Raw genomic sequence first — 15,069 nt, 5'->3', positions numbered from 1 at the left:
CGCGCCGCCTTCGGGCGGCGTTTTCTGTTCCTACCTTTTCATTTGCCGCATTTCGCTTCAGGTTCGGCACTTGTGGGGCGGATAGATGAACCTGGTATCGGAGGGATGAATGTGATGGACGCGATGAAAATCTCTTGGCGGAAATTTCGCAGCAATGACGACGGGGCTGTCACGGAGGATTGGGGCGTGCTCACCTCTGCCGCCGTGGGTCTTTGTGTCGCATTGGTCAATGTGGTCTGGGGCGGCGCCTATTCCATGACCACGAATATAAAGAATGACATCGAAAACATCGATGTTGAGAAATACATCAGCGGTATGGATGGCGGCTGATCTTTCGGCAGCCTCTTCAACCGAAATGCCCGGCGCGTAAGAGCCGATTGTCTCTCAAATAGCCCTGTCTCACCGACGTCTGCGGACGGTCGGTATTGTGCTTTTTGCGAACCGGTAGCGGGCTTCGGCATGGGTTGGATGGCCACGCGTACGTGACCAAAATGCTGTGCCCCCCAGACGTTTCCACATTGGGTAGGTCACGATCACCCCGGCGATAAAGCCGCCGATATGCGCCAAATGCGCGACGCCTCCTGCGCCGGTCGATCCCATTTCTGCGAAAACCTGTAGGCCGAACCAAAGCCCCAGCATGATCCAGGCGGGCATGGGGAAGACTTTGAAAAAGATGATGAAAATGAACAGGACATCGACGCGCGCCTTGGGGAACAGCAAAAGATAGCCCCCCATGACGCCCGCGATCGCGCCCGAGGCGCCCACCATAGGCACGCGCGAGCCGGGGTCGGCCAGATATTGCGCGAGACCCGCCGCGATGCCGCAGATCAAATAAAATCCGAGATAGCGCAGATGCCCCATCTCATCTTCGAGGTTGTCGCCAAAGATCCACAAAAATAACATGTTGCCTGCGATATGCAGGATGCCGCCATGCATGAACATGGAGGTGAAAAACGTGTAATAGCCGTCGCCATGGCTGATCCGCGCGGGCAAAAGTGCCCAGTCCGAATAGATCTGCAACAGCGCACGCTCGTTGCCGTAGCTGGGCAGCATGGCCATGAACACCGCGATGTTCACCGCGATCAACGCATAGGTGACAAAGGCGGGGCGGCGGGACGGATTATGGTCGCGGATCGGGAACATATCGCCAATGTGGGCGTCTGCGGCGAGAGGTCAAGCGAAACCCTATGCCGCATCTGCACAAGCACAGCAAGGTGATGTTTTGCGATCCCAGGCGGGTCTCGGCAATCGCCCGCGTGTCGCGCACAGATCAAGGCAAGATCGCGCCAAATGTCCGCGCATTGCCACATTCTCGCCCCACTGAGGACGCTGGCCCTTTATAGCCTCGCAAAAAACGACGAGGCTTCGATGCGCAATCTCTTCATATTGGCGGCTCTCATGCTCATGCCCACAGGTGTTTTCGCGGATAAGGCCGGGGTCGGTGCCTGGGAAAATTCCAGCAATTCCATGCTGCGCTGGATCGAAGAGGCACCTGCACTCGAGTGGTATTACACGTGGCGCCCGACGCAGATGTGGTCGCAAAACCGATCGCGGCGCTCTGTCGAATTCGTGCCGATGATCCGCGACGCCTCTGACGTGAACAAAAAGATCGTCTCCGACCTGCCGGTGCGGGCGCTCTTGGCCTTCAATGAGCCGGATTCGCGCAAAAGCGAAGGCAGCAATCTCTCCGTTGAACAGGCTGTCGCGCTCTGGCCGAAACTCGAAGCGCGGGGCCTGCGCCTCGGCAGCCCGGCGGTGACCCAAGATCAGACGCTCGGCGCGTCGTCTTGGCAGGGGCGGTTTATGGCCCAGGCCGAGGCCAAAGGCCTGCGCGTCGATTTCATGGCGGTGCATTACTATTCGACCAATGGCAATGTGAAAGCCTTTGAGACCTGGCTCCGTAAAGTGCATGCCGAATACAAGCGCCCGATCTGGGTCACGGAATTCGCCTTTATCGACTGGCAAAACGTGCGTGGCGTGAGATACGCCCAAAACGCCGCCTTTGCCGAAGCCGCGATCCTGATGATGGAGCGCTTGCCCTTCGTCGAGCGCCACGCCTGGTTTGCGGCCAATCCTTACCCCTATGGCGGCGCCAAGCCGCAGATCAATCTGGTCTCCAACACCCTGCAACCCACCCCTGTGGGCGTGGCTTTCGACCGGACGCTCAGCCGCATCGGGGCGCGTCGCGTGGCGTCGAACAGCGAGTGAACCGGGCTGCAATCTGGTCGGAAATCGACTTGTAACCGCCGGTACATCCTGTAACTGTCTGCCCTGACATGTTTCTTGGTGCGTCCTCGGCGCAGCTGTTCAGAAACAGGCCCGCGTGGTGGAATGGTAGACACAGAGGACTTAAAATCCTTAGGCCGTAACTGGCCGTGCCGGTTCGAGTCCGGCCGCGGGTACCACCTTTGACGGCGTTTGAGCAAAAAGGATGCCCCGTGGAGTTCACATCCGAAGTCATCATCGCGACCTATAACAAGCCGGATTATCTGCGCCTGTGTCTCAAGAGTATTGCGGAACAAAGCCAGCGTCCGAGCGCGATTTGTCTTGCGGATGACGGGTCCGATGCCCGGATCGAGCCTGTGATCGAGGGGTTTCGTGTCGCTCATCCCGATCTGCCGCTGCGGCGTTCGTGGCATGAGGACCATGGTTTTCGTAAATCCATCGCACTCAACCGCGCGATTGCCAGCTCAAGCTGCGACTATTTGGTGTTTCTCGATGATGACGTGATCCTGCATCCGGATGCGCTGCGGCGGCATCTGACCTGCGCGGCGCGGGGGCGATACCTCACCGGTTCGCTGATCCGCCTCGATGCCGAACTGACCGGGCGGCTTTTGCAGGCGCAGAGCTACGAATGGGCGGAGGGCCGATTGGCCGGGTGGACCCCGAAAGGGCGCTCGCAATGGCTGAAATCCATGCCGTTCCCTCCGTCTGTCATGGCGCTGTTTGACCGCCTCTCGCCGGTGTCGCCGAATTTTCAGGGCGCCTGCGCCTCGGTTTGGCGCGAGGATGTGATGCGGGTCAACGGTTTCGAGGGCAATATGTCCTATGGCGGGCTCGACAAGGAGATTGGCGTGCGCCTGCGCAATGCGGGTATTCATGGGCGTCACGTCCGCTATACGGCACCCGCTTATCACCTCGATCACGGGCGCTCCTATGCCGATCAGAAGGTCAAACGCGCGAACCGCGACTACATTCTGGCCCTGCGCAAATCCGGTGAGGCGCGCGCGCGGAACGGAATTGCGGAATTGACGCCCGAATAGAGCATTAGGCCAGTAAAAAGCCCTCCGCGCAGGGGAGGGCTTTTATTGTCTTATTCGAACATTCAGGCCGATGTGCCTCAGCTTCGGGTGCCGGCGAATTTTTCCTGCCAGTCCTCGCGCTGTTCATCGTCGATCTTGGCGAAAAGATTGTCTGGCACGACAAAGCTATGGCCCGGTTTCAGGGCATCCAAGGCACCCGCCACGTCTTCCGGCCAATCGAGATCCGGCAGTGCCAGAGCGGTTTGCAGTTTGCCTGCCGTATCCGGAATGAAGGGGGCGGAAAGACGTGCGTAGAGGCCGATCAGGTTGAGGCCCAGACGCACCTGCGCCGCTGCTTTCTCCGGGTCTTCCTTGAAGGTTGACCAAGGGGCTGCGGATTGCAGGTATTCGTTGCCCGCGACCCAGATGGCGCGCAGAGCGTTCGCGCCTTTGCGCACGTCGATGGCGTCCATATGGCTCTGATATTCCGAAACTTTTGCGGTCAGATCGGCGATCAAGGCCGTTTCCTGTTCGCCGTAAACACCCCCTTCGGGGACGGCCTCGGAGAATTTCGAGCGACAGAATTTGGTGATGCGGGAGACGAAGTTGCCGAGCACATCAGCAAGGTCTTTGTTCACGGATTGCTGGAAGTTTTCCCAGGTGAACTCGGAGTCCGAGCTTTCGGGGGCATGGCTCAAAAGCCACCAGCGCCAGTAATCCGCCGGCAGGATCGAAAGCGCCTGATCCATGAACACGCCGCGTCCGCGCGAGGTGGAAAACTGCCCACCGTCATAGTTCAGATAGTTGAAGCTTTTGATGTAATCGACCATCTTCCACGGCTCGCCCGCACCCAGCATGGTGACCGGGAAAGAGAGGGTGTGGAAGGGCACGTTGTCCTTGCCCATGAATTGCACATATCGAACATCCTCGGCACCTTTGTCCGTGCGCCACCAACGTTCCCAAGCCTCACTGTCGAGGCCCTGTTTCGCAGCCCATTCGGCGCCACAGGCGATGTATTCGATGGGGGCGTCGAACCAAACATAGAACACCTTGCCGTCCATGCCTTCCCAGGGCGCGCCCTCGAATTGCACCGGCACGCCCCAGCTCAGGTCGCGGGTGATGCCGCGGTCTTGCAACCCGTCGCCGTCGTTCAGCCATTTCTTGGCAATCGAGGTGGTCAAAACCGGCCAGTCCGCCTTGCTGTCGATCCACTCATTCAGAGCGTCACGCATGCCCGACTGTTTCAGGTAGAGGTGCTTGGTGACGCGTTGCTCAAGATCGGTCGCGCCCGAGATCGTCGAATGCGGCTCGATCAGATCGGTGGGGTCGAGTTGTTTCGTGCAGTTGTCGCACTGGTCGCCGCGCGCGGAATCGTAGCCGCAATTCGGGCAGGTGCCCTCGATATAGCGGTCCGGCAGGAAACGCCCGTCGGTTTCCGAATAAATCTGTGTCTCTTCTACGACTTCGATCAGACCGGCCTCGTAAAGCTTGGTCGCGAGGTGCTGGGTCAACGCATGGTTCGGCTGCGACGAAGACCGCCCGAAATGGTCAAAGGACAGCCGGAACCCGGCGGCAATCTCGGCCTGAATGTTATGCAGTTCGGTGCAATATTCTGCCACCGGCTTGCCGGCCTTTTGCGCGGCGATCTCGGCGGGGGTGCCATGTTCATCGGTGGCGCAGAGAAACAGAACCTCATCGCCGCGCGCCCGACGGTAGCGGGCATAGAGATCGGCGGGCAACTGAGAGCCGACGAGATTGCCGAGGTGCTTGATGCCGTTGATATAGGGCAGGGCGGAGGTGATGAGCGTGCGTGCCATGAGGAGAGTGGTCCGGTCGGTTTACATATGTATTAAGGCTTTCCTATCGCGCTTATGCGCAAAGGGCCAGAGGGCATAGGATTTCCTCATCAAGTGAGGCCCTGGCTGTGCGGAAAAACCTGTGCTCTCGGGGTTGCTCTGCGGCGCGGCAAAGCTAGTGTAGGCGCAACTCACAAAGAGACAGGATCCTTTCATGAAAATGCGCAAAATCGGTCGCAGTGACCTTTCGGTGTCTGAGATTTGCCTCGGCTCCATGACTTGGGGCAGCCAGAACACCGAAGCCGAAGGTCACGCCCAAATCGATCGTGCCAAAGAGGTCGGTGTCAATTTCATCGACACCGCTGAAATGTACCCGGTGAACCCCGTGCGCAAAGAGACGGCGGGCGATACCGAAGAGATCATCGGGCAATATTTTGCCGCGCGTGGCGGGCGCGAGGACTGGGTGATTGCAACGAAAATTGCGGGGCCGGGGAACATCAACGAAGAGGGCATTCTGGCCTCGAACCTTGAGGCGCGGCTGGACGAAAGCCTAAAGCGGCTGAAAACCGATTATGTCGATCTTTTTCAATTCCATTGGCCCAATCGCGGCTCTTATGCGTTTCGCCAGAACTGGCATTTCAACCCGGCGAAACAGCCGTCGAAGTCCGAGATCGAGGACAACATGCGCGGCGTGCTCGAAGAGATGGCGCGGTTGCAAAAGGCGGGCAAGGTGCGCGAATTCGGCACCTCGAATGAAAGTGCCTGGGGCATGGCCATGTGGCTCAAACTGGCCGATGAGATGGGCGCGCCGCGGATGCAGTCGATCCAGAACGAATATTCGATGATGTGCCGTCTCTATGACACCGATCTGGCGGAGCTTGCGGTGCATGAGGATGTCACGCTTTTGGCCTATTCGCCGCTCGCCGCAGGGCTTTTGACCGGCAAATACGAGGGCGGCACGGTGGTGCCGAAAGGCTCGCGCCTGGACCTCAACGGCGATCTGGGCGGGCGGATCAAAAGCGAGCGCGTCTGGCCGGCGGAGCGCGCTTATGTGGCGCTGGCGGCAGAGCATGGTCTCGATCCGGCGACACTGGCGGTGGCCTGGACCCTGACGCGACCCTTTGATTGTATGCCTATTATTGGCGCGACCTCTGTCGATCAGCTTGAGAAATCACTCGACGCCCGCGATGTGACTTTGTCAGAAGAGCTGTTGAAAGAGATCGAAAAGCTGCACAAACTGCATGCGATGCCGTTCTGAGGACCTTGCGTGATGCGTCGAATTTTGTTGGGCCTGTTGGTCAGTGTGAGCCTTGCGGCCTGTCAGGGCGAGGAGACGGAAACCTCGCCGGGGTACGGGCTTGCGGGGTTTGATCCCCATGCGGCCGAGACCCAGAAGACGGCCTGTGAGGCGCGCGGGGGCAAGTTTCAGCCCGGCGGGCTTGGCGGCTTCATGACCTGTTTCGAGACGCCGAAAGATGCGGGGCAAAGGTGCACCAAGTCGACGGATTGCTCGACGGGGGCCTGTCTTGCGCGGTCGCAAAGCTGCGCGCCGATCACGCCGCTCTTCGGTTGTAACGACATGCTGGACGCCGAAGGGCGCAGGGTGAGCCTGTGCGTGGATTGATCGCGGTTTTGTCGCTTGTCATTCTTTCGGGCTGCATGTCGCCACAGGCCTCGGGGCCCGCGACACGCAACGCCGAGGTCTCGATGTCCTCCATCGCGGCGCTCGATCCGGTGCGGTTTTCCGGGCGTTGGTATGAGGTCGCGGCCTTCGTGCCGGAGGGCAAATCCTGTGTCATCGGGGCGGTGACATTCACGGCGCAGAAGTCCGGTGACCTGATGGTGACCGAGGGGCCCTGTGCCGATGGTCGGCCCACGAGCGGGTTGGCACGTAAGGTGGGGCCGGGGCGCTATGCGTTCAAAGGCGATGAGATCTGGGTGCTCTGGGTCGATGCGGAATACCACACTGCGGTGATCGGCTACCCATCGGGCCCCGCGCATGTGCTGTCGAGGGACCTGAGCCTGCCGCCGGATCGCAAACTGGCGGTCGAGGGCATCCTCGAGTGGAATGGCTATGACGTTGGGCTCTTGCGTCCGGCACGGCGGCGCTAAGCGCCCGCTAAGCCCCTCAGAGATGAGCGGAAATCCCCCCTTCACAGATGGTGATGGGGGGATGCAAAATTTTTGACTAGGCGGTTTGAAAAATCCCGCCTATAGGCCGTGCCATGACGATGGAACGCACATATCTTGAGCACGCCAAAAAGATTTTGGTGTTGGGGCTGCCTTTGGCGGGCAGTCAAATCGCGCAATTTGCGGTCCATATGACCGATGTGATCATGATGGGGTGGTACGGTCTCGATGAGCTGGCCGCACTCGTTCTGGCCTCGGGCTTTTGGTTCATCCTCTTTATTCTATTGGCGGGCTTTGCCTTTGCGGTGATGCCTCTGGTCGCCACTGCCTCGGGGCAGGGCGACAGCACCACGGTGCGCCGTGCGACGCGGATGGCGATTTGGCTGTCGGTGATGGCCGCCGTGCTGATCTATCCGATCTTTGGATTTTCCGACGACATACTTATGGCGCTGGGCCAACAGCCGCATATCGCGGCCCAAGCCCGGCCCTATCTGGCCGTCGCCGGGATCGAGATGATCCCCGCGCTGATCGTCGCCGTGTTCCGCAGCTATTTCTCCGCGCTCGAACGTACCCGTGTGGTGTTGTTCGCGGTGATCGGCGCTGTGATCTTGAACGCGGGGCTGAATTACTTGCTCATCTTCGGCAACTTCGGTGCGCCGGAATTGGGCGTTCTGGGATCGGCCATTGCCTCTCTAATCGTCAGCACCGTCATGATGCTGGTTCTGGCCCTCTATGCCGCCAAGGCGACGCCGGAAAACGATCTCTTTCGCAACCCGTTCAAACCGGATTGGGCGATGTTTGCCACCGTGTTTAAAATGGGCGTGCCGATTGGCCTGACCTCTTTGGCCGAAGTGGGGCTTTTCAATGCCGCCGCCCTTATGATGGGTTGGATCGGCACGGCAACGCTCGCGGCGCATGGCATCGTGCTACAGCTTGCGGCGATTGCCTTTATGACCCAGATCGGCCTGTCGCAGGCGGGGACGATCCGGGCCGGCAATGCCATGGGACGCGGCGATGAGGCGGACCTGCGCAAAGGCGCTTTGGTCGTCGTCGTCCTGTCGCTGATCATGGCGGCCATTGCGGCGCTCTCGTTCCTGGTGTTCCCGGAATTCCTGATGGGGCTGTTCCTCGCCCCGGACGAGCCCGCGCGCGATGAGGTTCTGGCCATTGGCGGCATGTTGATGGTACTCGCCGCCACTTTGCAATTCTCTGATGGCGGTCAGGTCGTGGCGCTGTCTCTTCTGCGCGGCCTGCATGACACGGCGGTGCCGATGTGGCTTGCCGCGCTCAGCTATTGGGGGCTTGGGATGCCCGCCGCTTATCTCTTTGGCTTCGTGCTGGATTGGGGCGCAGAGGGCGTTTGGATGGGCTTTGTCTTTGGCTTGACGATGGCCTGGGCGACGATGAGTTATCGGTTCTGGATGAAGAAATCGCGGCTCTCGCCGCCCGCCTGACCCTGTCGGACCTCAGTCCTTGTTCAACAAACGGTCAGCCTTCTTGCGCACCAAAACCGTGCGCAGGTCATGCATCGCCAGCAATAGCGCATCGGTGACATTTTCCAGTTGATCGTCCGTGGCCCGCGTCTGCGCCCAATGCGCCGTCAGGTTCAGGTAATCGACAGCGCGGTGGATGTCGTCGATGTCGCGTTGCGCCAAAAGCGCGACGCGTTCGGCCAGCCAATCTTCGATGACTTTCAAATCACCGGGCGTCAATTCGCGCCCGCCATGCGGTTTGATCTCCCCGTTTTTGACGTTCACCACCGCGATTTGATCCATCTCGATCCGGCGTTGCCGGTTTTCCGTGTCCACGCGGAACACAAAGGCGCCGTTCTCACGGACACGGAAGTAATATTCGGGAAGATCGACGCTCATGCGGCTAGGTCCGTTTCATCCAGCACGCGCCACAGCGATCCATCCTCATCGACGAGGGCGAACATGCGCGGGGCGGTGTCGAGTTTGAAAATCTCGGTGAGGCGTGGCGCGGCGGTTTGATCCTTTGGCAGGCCGGCCTCGGAAAACTGCGCGTGCAGTGCCTCGATGTCATCCGAGCGCAGGCAGGCGGAGAACCAGCTGGTTTTCGGGTCCAGCTCAGGGTGCGGAAAGAACTCCACCTGCGTGCCGCCAAGGCCCATGATCATCCAGCCCTCATTCCGAAACCGCGTCTCAAAGCCGAGGCGCGTGTAGAATGCCTCGGTCTTGTTGAAATCGCGCGCAGGCAGGTTGGCCGTGATCACCTCGGTCATGTCAGCCCTTTGCAAAACGCCTGAATGCGGGTGCAGGCTTCTTTGAGCGCTTCGTCCGAGGTGGCGTAAGACACGCGGAAGTTCGGCGACAGGCCAAAGGCCGCGCCAAAGACCACGGCGACGCCGTTTTCTTCGAGAAGAGCGGTCGCGAACTCTTCGTCATTCTCGATCTTCGCACCGCTTGCGGAGGTCTTGCCGAGACAGCCGGAGATGTCCGGGTAGACGTAGAATGCGCCTTCGGGCGTCGGGCAGGTGATGCCCTCGGCGGCGTTCAGCATCTCGACCACCAGATTGCGACGACGCACGAAGGCCTCGTTGTTCTCGGCGATGAACTCTTGCGGGCCATTGAGCGCTTCGATGGCGGCATATTGCGAGATCGAACAGGGGTTCGAGGTGGATTGCGACTGCACTTTGCGCATCGCGGCGATCAGCTCAACCGGACCTGCCGCATAGCCGATCCGCCAGCCGGTCATCGCATAGGCTTTGGACACGCCGTTCACGGTCAAAGTGCGGTCATAAAGCCCCGGCTCGATCTCGGCTGGGGTGCAGAATTCGAAGCCGTCAAAGGCGAGGTGTTCATACATATCGTCCGACATCACCCAGACATGCGGGTGTTTCATCAAGACATCCGTGAGCGCCTTAAGCTCCGCTTTCGAATAGCCCGCGCCCGTCGGGTTGGACGGCGAGTTGAAGATGAACCATTTGGTCTTCGGTGTGATGGCGGCGTCGAGTTGTTCTGCGGTGATCTTGAAGGCGTTCTCGAGCTTGCCTTCGATGGCGACCGGCGTGCCGCCCGCGAGCAAAACCATATCCGGGTAGGACACCCAATAGGGCGCCGGGATGATCACTTCGTCGCCGGGGTTCAGCGTCGCCACCAGCGCGTTGAACAGCACCTGCTTGCCGCCGCCCGACACGGAGACTTGCGCGGGCGTGTAATCGAGATTGTTGTCGCGCTTGAACTTCTCGCAGATCGCGGCTTTCAGCTCCGGCAACCCGTCGACGGCGGTGTATTTCGTCTTGCCCTCTTCGATGGCGCGGATGCCTGCGGCTTTGATGTTGGCGGGCGTGTCGAAATCCGGCTCGCCTGCGCCCAGCCCGATCACATCCTTGCCCGCGTCCTTGAGCTCGCGCGCCTTATTGGTGACGGCGATGGTGGGGGAGGGTTTTACACGGGAGAGGGTCTCGGAAAGAAAGGGCATGGCATGAGTCCATTTGCGTTAGATCGCCGTAGTGATAACGTCAAAAACCGCCCCGCGCCAAGACGTCCCTTGCGATAATCCCGCGATGGGTGCAAAAAGCCTCTTGATCGTGAGGGAGCCTGACATGACCGAGACCATCGACATTCGCCGCAAGCGTCTGAAAATCCGTGCTTGGCGGCGTGGAATCAAAGAGATGGACCTGTTGATCGGCGGCTATGCGGATGCGCATCTGGCCTCTATGGATGAGGCGCAGCTCGATGAGTTCGAGCAACTGATGGACGAGCACGATCAGGATCTCTTGTCCTATGCAACCGGGCTGAAACCCGTGCCGGAGCATTTGAAGCCGATGCTCGACAAGGTGATCGCCGATGCGGATCACGCGTCCTGGGGCGTGAAGGGTTGAGAGGCCTCTAAAGGTTACCAAACCCTTGCCAGACCGTGCGCTCGAGTAAGGCAATTTTTCGATCAATTTGCATCGATTGCAAAAATCTCAGCTGTTTAACTGAATTTTGGGAAATTGCGGTCAATCTCCTCTGTGAAAAAGCCATTGGCGGAGTAACAGATGAGCATGCATTCAGCATTCGTAAAACCGGTCGAGACCCCCTTTATGTCTCAATATCTTGAGGCATTGTCCCTCGTGGAGCGGCTTCATCGCCTGCTTCTCGATGTGATCAAGGATGAATTCGAACGGGTCGGTATTCTTGAAATCAACGCGGTTCAGGCGCTTTTGCTCTTTAACGTGGGCGAGAATGAGGTGACCGCCGGTGAATTGAAAACGCGCGGCTATTATCAGGGCTCGAACGTGTCGTATAACCTCAAGAAACTGGTCGATATGGGCTATATGCACCATCAACGCTGTGAGATCGACCGTCGCTCCGTGCGCGTCAAGCTGACCGACAAGGGCAACCATGTGCGCGTCACGGTCGCTGACCTTTTCTCCCGTCATGCCGAGGGGCTTCAGGGCAAAGGTGTGATTTCCTCCGAGGGGATCGAGGACATCAATACCGCGCTGCGCCGGGTTGAGCGCTATTGGGCGGATCAGATTCGCTACATTTACTAAGACTTCTGCTCTCATCCTCTGGCACTTGGCATGAAAACGCCTCCCGGATCGGGAGGCGTTTCGCATCTCAGAAGCCGTGGATCACCAGTGCCCGGTGTTTTCCATCGAGGCCCAGGGTTCAGCGGGGGCAAGGCTTTCGCCCTTTTGCAACAACTCAATCGAGATATTGTCCGGCGAACGCACAAAGGCCATATGGCCGTCGCGCGGCGGTCGGTTGATCACCACGCCAGCGTCCATCAGCTTTTGGCAGAGCGCGTAAATATTCTCGACCTCATAGGCCAGATGCCCGAAATGACGGCTGTCAGAGGGCAGCCCCTCGTCGCCATCCCAATTATACGTCAGTTCGACCGGGCATTCCGGCTGACCCTCCGGTGCCATGAAAATCAGCGAAAACCGCCCGCCTTCATGGTCGATGCGTTTGGTTTCCTTGAGCCCCAAAAGCTCGAAAAACGCCATGGTTTTCTCTAGATCCTTTACGCGGACCATCGTGTGCAAATAGCGCATGTGGCTACCTCCTGTCTGTTTCTCGCCTGAACTCTAGCCCTTTGCAGCATGAAATCCACCTCAGACAGACATGTCTCTTTGCGAATCCCCCGCAGCTCTCATTATAAGAGAGGGAACCACCATATCTTGGGGATAGAACCGTGCAGCAATACCACGACCAGCTCAAAACCATTCTGGCCCATGGGGTCGACACCACTGACCGCACCGGCACGGGGACGCGGTCCTACTTCGGGCTTCAGGCGCGTTACGATCTGGCCGATGGTTTTCCGATGGTGACCACGAAAAAGCTGCATCTGCGCTCTATCATCCATGAATTGCTGTGGTTTCTCTCCGGTGACACCAATATTCGCTATCTGAAAGACAACGGCGTTTCGATCTGGGACGAATGGGCGGATGAGAACGGCGATCTCGGGCCGGTTTACGGTGCGCAATGGCGCAAATGGCCGGGGCATGAACGCGGGCCGATTGATCAGATCGAGAACCTGCTGAGTGCAATTCAGAAATCCCCCGATTCCCGTCGCCTCATTGTTTCCGCCTGGAACCCGGCGGAGGTCGACAATATGGCGCTGCCGCCATGCCACACGCTGTGGCAGGTGAAAATTCTCGGCGGCAAGCTGCATCTCCAGCTCTATCAACGCTCCGCCGATATGTTCCTCGGCGTGCCCTTCAACATCGCTTCCTACGCGCTTTTGCTTGCCATGCTGGCGCAGGTCACGGGCTATGAGCCGGGCACTTTCGTGCATTCTATCGGTGATGCGCATATTTACACCAACCACATGGAGCAGGTGGATTTGCAACTGTCGCGCACGCCAAAAGCGCTGCCGACGCTGCGGCTGAACCCCGATGTAAAGAGCCTCTTTGATTTCAAATATGAGGACATCGAAATCCTCGATTATGACCCCGACCCGGCGATCAAAGCGCCGGTGGCCGTGTAAGGAGCGCCGCAGATGATCACGCTTATCGCCGCCCGCGACCGCAATGGGGCCATTGGCAAGGACAACACCATCCCTTGGGAGGCGCCGGAGGATTTGAAATTCTTCATGCGCGAAACCATGGGTGGCGCGGTGATCATGGGGCGGAACACTTGGGATAGCTTGCCGTTCAAGCCTTTGAAAAACCGTCTCAATATCGTGGTGTCTTCACACGGCGTCGATCACGAGCATGTCTTTGCGACGGTCGAAGAGGCAATCGCTTTTGCGAAGTCCGAAGGCCGCGCGCGTATCTATGCTATGGGCGGTTTCGGGATTTACAAAGCGATGCTGCCGCTGGCCGACCGGCTTGTGATCACCGAGGTCGATACAGAGGTCGAAGGGGCTGACACATGGTTCCCCACGTTCGATCCTGAAGAGTGGCGCGAGGTCTCTCGCATGGTCTTGCGGACGGATGCACCGCGCTGCGAGGTTGTGGAGTGGGTGCGGTAAGGACCTCGAGTCGGGTGTGATTGTTTGTGATTTGTGAACAATGGTCGGTGGGCACCACCCAATCCTTGCCGCACATCGCCCGCCGAGCTAAGCTTCTTCTAAGTTTTCAGGAGTTTGAGCCATGTTGAAGATCGCCATCACCGCCCTCATCGTGACCCTGGGCGCGAGCCCGGTTTTGGCGGCGGACACGCAGCCCTATGACCCATCGGTCAAGATTTTTGCCTATGAAAAACAGGTGGATAACTTCTGCCCCGCGGGCACCGAACCGATCCGTTACAACGGTGGGATCAGTTGCGGCACGCCCAATGCAACCGGCTACGGCGATGCGCCTATGGTGCGGCGCAGTTCCACACCGACCGTGGCAAACACGACCGACCCGAAATCTCCGAACTATCAGCCCGACACGATCTCCATGTCCGGGAGCTAAACCAGCACTGCATCTGTGCAGAGTTTTCGTAGGGTGACTGTCATCCCTGTGTTACAATGGGTGCATGAGCATCCGATCCACAGTCCTTTTCAGCGGCGTGAGTGCGATTTTGGCGGCGGTTGGTCCGAGCGCCAAAGCGCAAAGCCTTATCGGTGAGGTTCTCTGCGGCCCCAAAGCGGAGATTCACGCCAAGCTGACGCGTCAGTTTGGCGCGGTCAAGACCGGCGCGGGCCTGCGTGGGCCTGAGGCGGTGATGGAAATTTGGACCAACCCAAAATCCGGCGACTGGACGCTTGTGCAGACCTATGTCGAAGGCAACAGCTGTATTGTCGCCATGGGCGAATATTGGGAAAATCTCAACCCGACAGAGACGCCGGAGACCGCAGGCTGAGCTTCAGTCCTCGGCAATTTCTGACAGGATAAACCGGGCCACGGCTTGCCCCAAGACCTCATGGGCCGCAGCGTCGAAATGCACGCCGTCCAGATCGGAAACGGAAATCACCTCATTGGCGTCGAAAACTGCGATATCGCGGGCCTCGGCCTCGGCGCGCATGGCGTCCTGAACCGCCTGCGCTTTCTCTGCCGCGCCGATATAGGTCTCGGCCAAACAGCCCGCCGCATGGGGGCGGGGCGGCAGGATGAGGAAGGGTTCGAACCCGCCGTGCCGGGACTGCATCTCCTCTGAGAGTGCGACGTCGAGGTGAAAGCCACAGGCGGCGGCGATGTCTTCGGGCGTGGCCTCGAAATGCGCCTTGAGATCGTTGGTGCCCAGCATGATCGTCAACGCGTCAATCGGTCCGTGGCTTTCAAGCGCGGTGAACAACCCGATCCGCCCATCCATATGCGGCCCCATTTCGGGATCGGGAAAGGCGAATGTGCGCCCCGGCAGACCCTCTTCGACCACATCCCAGCCCAAGACTTCGGCCATCACCACAGGCCAGCGGCGGGTGAGGCGCGGAAGATCGGTGGGGCGGGTGCGCATCGGCTGAACGCCGTGGGTGTTGCTGTCGCCGAAGGTCAGGATCAAAGGCATCGGGGTCCCCTAAAA

At 59.2% G+C, this 15,069-nt stretch carries 20 protein-coding genes and 1 tRNA gene; 14 read left to right on the top strand and 7 right to left on the bottom strand.

The window, feature by feature from the left end; all coding sequences use genetic code 11:
- The first annotated feature begins 114 nt into the window (after nucleotides 1-114).
- Nucleotides 115-330, top strand: coding sequence for a hypothetical protein (locus ACN0X0_RS13020; protein ID WP_417279498.1), 216 nt, complete (start codon nucleotides 115-117; stop codon nucleotides 328-330).
- Nucleotides 331-399: 69 nt separating this feature from the next.
- On the opposite strand, the gene ACN0X0_RS13015 is transcribed toward ACN0X0_RS13020, so the two are convergent.
- Nucleotides 400-1,143 carry a rhomboid family intramembrane serine protease gene (locus ACN0X0_RS13015; protein WP_417279497.1) on the bottom strand — a complete coding sequence of 248 codons (744 nt, stop codon included), beginning with the start codon at nucleotides 1,141-1,143 and terminating at the stop codon, nucleotides 400-402.
- 255 nt (nucleotides 1,144-1,398) lie between these two features.
- Between ACN0X0_RS13015 and ACN0X0_RS13010 the strand changes: the two genes are divergently transcribed.
- From ACN0X0_RS13010 to ACN0X0_RS13000, 3 genes are all read left to right on the top strand, one after another.
- Nucleotides 1,399-2,208, top strand: coding sequence for a glycosyl hydrolase (locus ACN0X0_RS13010; protein WP_417279496.1), 810 nt, complete (start codon nucleotides 1,399-1,401; stop codon nucleotides 2,206-2,208).
- A gap of 109 nt (nucleotides 2,209-2,317) precedes the next feature.
- Nucleotides 2,318-2,405, top strand: a tRNA-Leu gene (locus tag ACN0X0_RS13005).
- 33 nt (nucleotides 2,406-2,438) lie between these two features.
- On the top strand, nucleotides 2,439-3,263 hold the full coding sequence (locus ACN0X0_RS13000) for a glycosyltransferase (RefSeq protein ID WP_417279495.1): 825 nt from the start codon (nucleotides 2,439-2,441) through the stop codon (nucleotides 3,261-3,263).
- A 77-nt stretch (nucleotides 3,264-3,340) separates the two neighbouring features.
- On the opposite strand, the gene metG is transcribed toward ACN0X0_RS13000, so the two are convergent.
- A complete protein-coding gene (gene metG, locus ACN0X0_RS12995) occupies nucleotides 3,341-5,059 on the bottom strand; it encodes a methionine--tRNA ligase (protein ID WP_417279494.1) in 1,719 nt (572 codons plus the stop codon).
- 193 nt (nucleotides 5,060-5,252) lie between these two features.
- Here metG and ACN0X0_RS12990 point away from each other — a divergent pair, with 193 nt between their 5' ends.
- The 4 genes from ACN0X0_RS12990 to ACN0X0_RS12975 all read left to right on the top strand — a co-directional run bounded on the left by ACN0X0_RS12990 (nucleotide 5,253) and on the right by ACN0X0_RS12975 (nucleotide 8,622).
- Nucleotides 5,253-6,296: an aldo/keto reductase gene (locus ACN0X0_RS12990; RefSeq protein WP_417279493.1), complete on the top strand. Its 1,044-nt coding sequence runs from the start codon at nucleotides 5,253-5,255 to the stop codon at nucleotides 6,294-6,296.
- Between the two features lie 12 nt (nucleotides 6,297-6,308).
- Nucleotides 6,309-6,662: a hypothetical protein gene (locus ACN0X0_RS12985; RefSeq protein WP_417279492.1), complete on the top strand. Its 354-nt coding sequence runs from the start codon at nucleotides 6,309-6,311 to the stop codon at nucleotides 6,660-6,662.
- The gene (locus tag ACN0X0_RS12980) at nucleotides 6,650-7,150 is read left to right on the top strand and encodes a lipocalin family protein (protein WP_417279491.1); all 501 of its coding nucleotides are present in this window, start codon (nucleotides 6,650-6,652) and stop codon (nucleotides 7,148-7,150) included. Before ACN0X0_RS12985 ends, ACN0X0_RS12980 begins: the two co-directional genes overlap by 13 nt.
- A gap of 113 nt (nucleotides 7,151-7,263) precedes the next feature.
- Nucleotides 7,264-8,622 (top strand): MATE family efflux transporter, encoded by a 1,359-nt coding sequence (locus tag ACN0X0_RS12975; protein WP_417262198.1) that lies wholly within the window; start codon nucleotides 7,264-7,266, stop codon nucleotides 8,620-8,622.
- A 12-nt stretch (nucleotides 8,623-8,634) separates the two neighbouring features.
- Here ACN0X0_RS12975 and ACN0X0_RS12970 read toward each other — a convergent pair whose 3' ends face one another.
- From ACN0X0_RS12970 to ACN0X0_RS12960, 3 genes are read right to left on the bottom strand one after another with little or no spacing between them, the layout of a single operon-like run.
- Complete coding sequence (locus ACN0X0_RS12970; RefSeq protein WP_417279490.1) at nucleotides 8,635-9,039, bottom strand: hypothetical protein; 405 nt, start codon at nucleotides 9,037-9,039, stop codon at nucleotides 8,635-8,637.
- Nucleotides 9,036-9,410 (bottom strand): bleomycin resistance protein, encoded by a 375-nt coding sequence (locus ACN0X0_RS12965; protein ID WP_417279489.1) that lies wholly within the window; start codon nucleotides 9,408-9,410, stop codon nucleotides 9,036-9,038. The genes ACN0X0_RS12970 and ACN0X0_RS12965 overlap by 4 nt, the downstream gene beginning before the upstream one ends.
- On the bottom strand, nucleotides 9,407-10,609 hold the full coding sequence (locus ACN0X0_RS12960) for a pyridoxal phosphate-dependent aminotransferase (protein ID WP_417279488.1): 1,203 nt from the start codon (nucleotides 10,607-10,609) through the stop codon (nucleotides 9,407-9,409). The genes ACN0X0_RS12965 and ACN0X0_RS12960 overlap by 4 nt, the downstream gene beginning before the upstream one ends.
- A gap of 124 nt (nucleotides 10,610-10,733) precedes the next feature.
- Between ACN0X0_RS12960 and ACN0X0_RS12955 the strand changes: the two genes are divergently transcribed.
- Together ACN0X0_RS12955 and ACN0X0_RS12950 are read left to right on the top strand one after the other, a co-directional pair.
- Nucleotides 10,734-11,012: a succinate dehydrogenase assembly factor 2 gene (locus ACN0X0_RS12955; RefSeq protein WP_417262194.1), complete on the top strand. Its 279-nt coding sequence runs from the start codon at nucleotides 10,734-10,736 to the stop codon at nucleotides 11,010-11,012.
- A gap of 159 nt (nucleotides 11,013-11,171) precedes the next feature.
- A complete protein-coding gene (locus ACN0X0_RS12950) occupies nucleotides 11,172-11,669 on the top strand; it encodes a MarR family winged helix-turn-helix transcriptional regulator (RefSeq protein WP_226553026.1) in 498 nt (165 codons plus the stop codon).
- Between the two features lie 81 nt (nucleotides 11,670-11,750).
- Here the strand turns inward: ACN0X0_RS12950 and ACN0X0_RS12945 are convergent, their stop codons facing one another.
- Nucleotides 11,751-12,173, bottom strand: a complete 423-nt coding sequence (locus ACN0X0_RS12945) for a VOC family protein (protein WP_417279487.1) — start codon at nucleotides 12,171-12,173, stop codon at nucleotides 11,751-11,753.
- Nucleotides 12,174-12,313: 140 nt separating this feature from the next.
- Here ACN0X0_RS12945 and ACN0X0_RS12940 point away from each other — a divergent pair, with 140 nt between their 5' ends.
- The 4 genes from ACN0X0_RS12940 to ACN0X0_RS12925 all read left to right on the top strand — a co-directional run bounded on the left by ACN0X0_RS12940 (nucleotide 12,314) and on the right by ACN0X0_RS12925 (nucleotide 14,412).
- Nucleotides 12,314-13,108, top strand: a complete 795-nt coding sequence (locus ACN0X0_RS12940) for a thymidylate synthase (RefSeq protein ID WP_226553028.1) — start codon at nucleotides 12,314-12,316, stop codon at nucleotides 13,106-13,108.
- 12 nt (nucleotides 13,109-13,120) lie between these two features.
- Nucleotides 13,121-13,594, top strand: a complete 474-nt coding sequence (locus ACN0X0_RS12935) for a dihydrofolate reductase (protein WP_417279486.1) — start codon at nucleotides 13,121-13,123, stop codon at nucleotides 13,592-13,594.
- A 121-nt stretch (nucleotides 13,595-13,715) separates the two neighbouring features.
- The gene (locus ACN0X0_RS12930) at nucleotides 13,716-14,021 is read left to right on the top strand and encodes a hypothetical protein (protein ID WP_417279485.1); all 306 of its coding nucleotides are present in this window, start codon (nucleotides 13,716-13,718) and stop codon (nucleotides 14,019-14,021) included.
- Between the two features lie 64 nt (nucleotides 14,022-14,085).
- Nucleotides 14,086-14,412 (top strand): hypothetical protein, encoded by a 327-nt coding sequence (locus tag ACN0X0_RS12925; RefSeq protein ID WP_417279484.1) that lies wholly within the window; start codon nucleotides 14,086-14,088, stop codon nucleotides 14,410-14,412.
- Nucleotides 14,413-14,415: 3 nt separating this feature from the next.
- On the opposite strand, the gene ACN0X0_RS12920 is transcribed toward ACN0X0_RS12925, so the two are convergent.
- A complete protein-coding gene (locus ACN0X0_RS12920) occupies nucleotides 14,416-15,054 on the bottom strand; it encodes a GDSL-type esterase/lipase family protein (RefSeq protein WP_417279483.1) in 639 nt (212 codons plus the stop codon).
- Nucleotides 15,055-15,069: the final 15 nt, after the last annotated feature.

The organism is Celeribacter sp., assembly GCF_048270365.1.
Lineage (GTDB): Bacteria > Pseudomonadota > Alphaproteobacteria > Rhodobacterales > Rhodobacteraceae > Celeribacter.
The sequence above is the reverse complement of the archived record's forward strand: the minus strand, read 5'-3'. Positions and strand labels throughout refer to the sequence as shown.

What these genes read in the sequence shown, in the direction of transcription:
- ACN0X0_RS13010 (WP_417279496.1), top strand. Translation starts at nt 1,399, where the DNA reads ATGCTCATGCCCACAGGTGTTTTCGCGGATAAGGCCGGGGTCGGTGCC.
- ACN0X0_RS12955 (WP_417262194.1), top strand. Translation starts at nt 10,734, where the DNA reads ATGACCGAGACCATCGACATTCGCCGCAAGCGTCTGAAAATCCGTGCT.
- ACN0X0_RS12945 (WP_417279487.1), bottom strand. Translation starts at nt 12,173, where the DNA reads ATGCGCTATTTGCACACGATGGTCCGCGTAAAGGATCTAGAGAAAACC.
- ACN0X0_RS12965 (WP_417279489.1), bottom strand. Translation starts at nt 9,410, where the DNA reads ATGACCGAGGTGATCACGGCCAACCTGCCTGCGCGCGATTTCAACAAG.
- ACN0X0_RS13020 (WP_417279498.1), top strand. Translation starts at nt 115, where the DNA reads ATGGACGCGATGAAAATCTCTTGGCGGAAATTTCGCAGCAATGACGAC.
- ACN0X0_RS12925 (WP_417279484.1), top strand. Translation starts at nt 14,086, where the DNA reads ATGAGCATCCGATCCACAGTCCTTTTCAGCGGCGTGAGTGCGATTTTG.
- ACN0X0_RS12960 (WP_417279488.1), bottom strand. Translation starts at nt 10,609, where the DNA reads ATGCCCTTTCTTTCCGAGACCCTCTCCCGTGTAAAACCCTCCCCCACC.
- ACN0X0_RS12935 (WP_417279486.1), top strand. Translation starts at nt 13,121, where the DNA reads ATGATCACGCTTATCGCCGCCCGCGACCGCAATGGGGCCATTGGCAAG.
- ACN0X0_RS12930 (WP_417279485.1), top strand. Translation starts at nt 13,716, where the DNA reads ATGTTGAAGATCGCCATCACCGCCCTCATCGTGACCCTGGGCGCGAGC.
- metG (WP_417279494.1), bottom strand. Translation starts at nt 5,059, where the DNA reads ATGGCACGCACGCTCATCACCTCCGCCCTGCCCTATATCAACGGCATC.
- ACN0X0_RS12920 (WP_417279483.1), bottom strand. Translation starts at nt 15,054, where the DNA reads ATGCCTTTGATCCTGACCTTCGGCGACAGCAACACCCACGGCGTTCAG.
- ACN0X0_RS12990 (WP_417279493.1), top strand. Translation starts at nt 5,253, where the DNA reads ATGAAAATGCGCAAAATCGGTCGCAGTGACCTTTCGGTGTCTGAGATT.
- ACN0X0_RS12975 (WP_417262198.1), top strand. Translation starts at nt 7,264, where the DNA reads ATGACGATGGAACGCACATATCTTGAGCACGCCAAAAAGATTTTGGTG.
- ACN0X0_RS13015 (WP_417279497.1), bottom strand. Translation starts at nt 1,143, where the DNA reads ATGTTCCCGATCCGCGACCATAATCCGTCCCGCCGCCCCGCCTTTGTC.
- ACN0X0_RS12970 (WP_417279490.1), bottom strand. Translation starts at nt 9,039, where the DNA reads ATGAGCGTCGATCTTCCCGAATATTACTTCCGTGTCCGTGAGAACGGC.
- ACN0X0_RS12985 (WP_417279492.1), top strand. Translation starts at nt 6,309, where the DNA reads ATGCGTCGAATTTTGTTGGGCCTGTTGGTCAGTGTGAGCCTTGCGGCC.
- ACN0X0_RS12950 (WP_226553026.1), top strand. Translation starts at nt 11,172, where the DNA reads ATGAGCATGCATTCAGCATTCGTAAAACCGGTCGAGACCCCCTTTATG.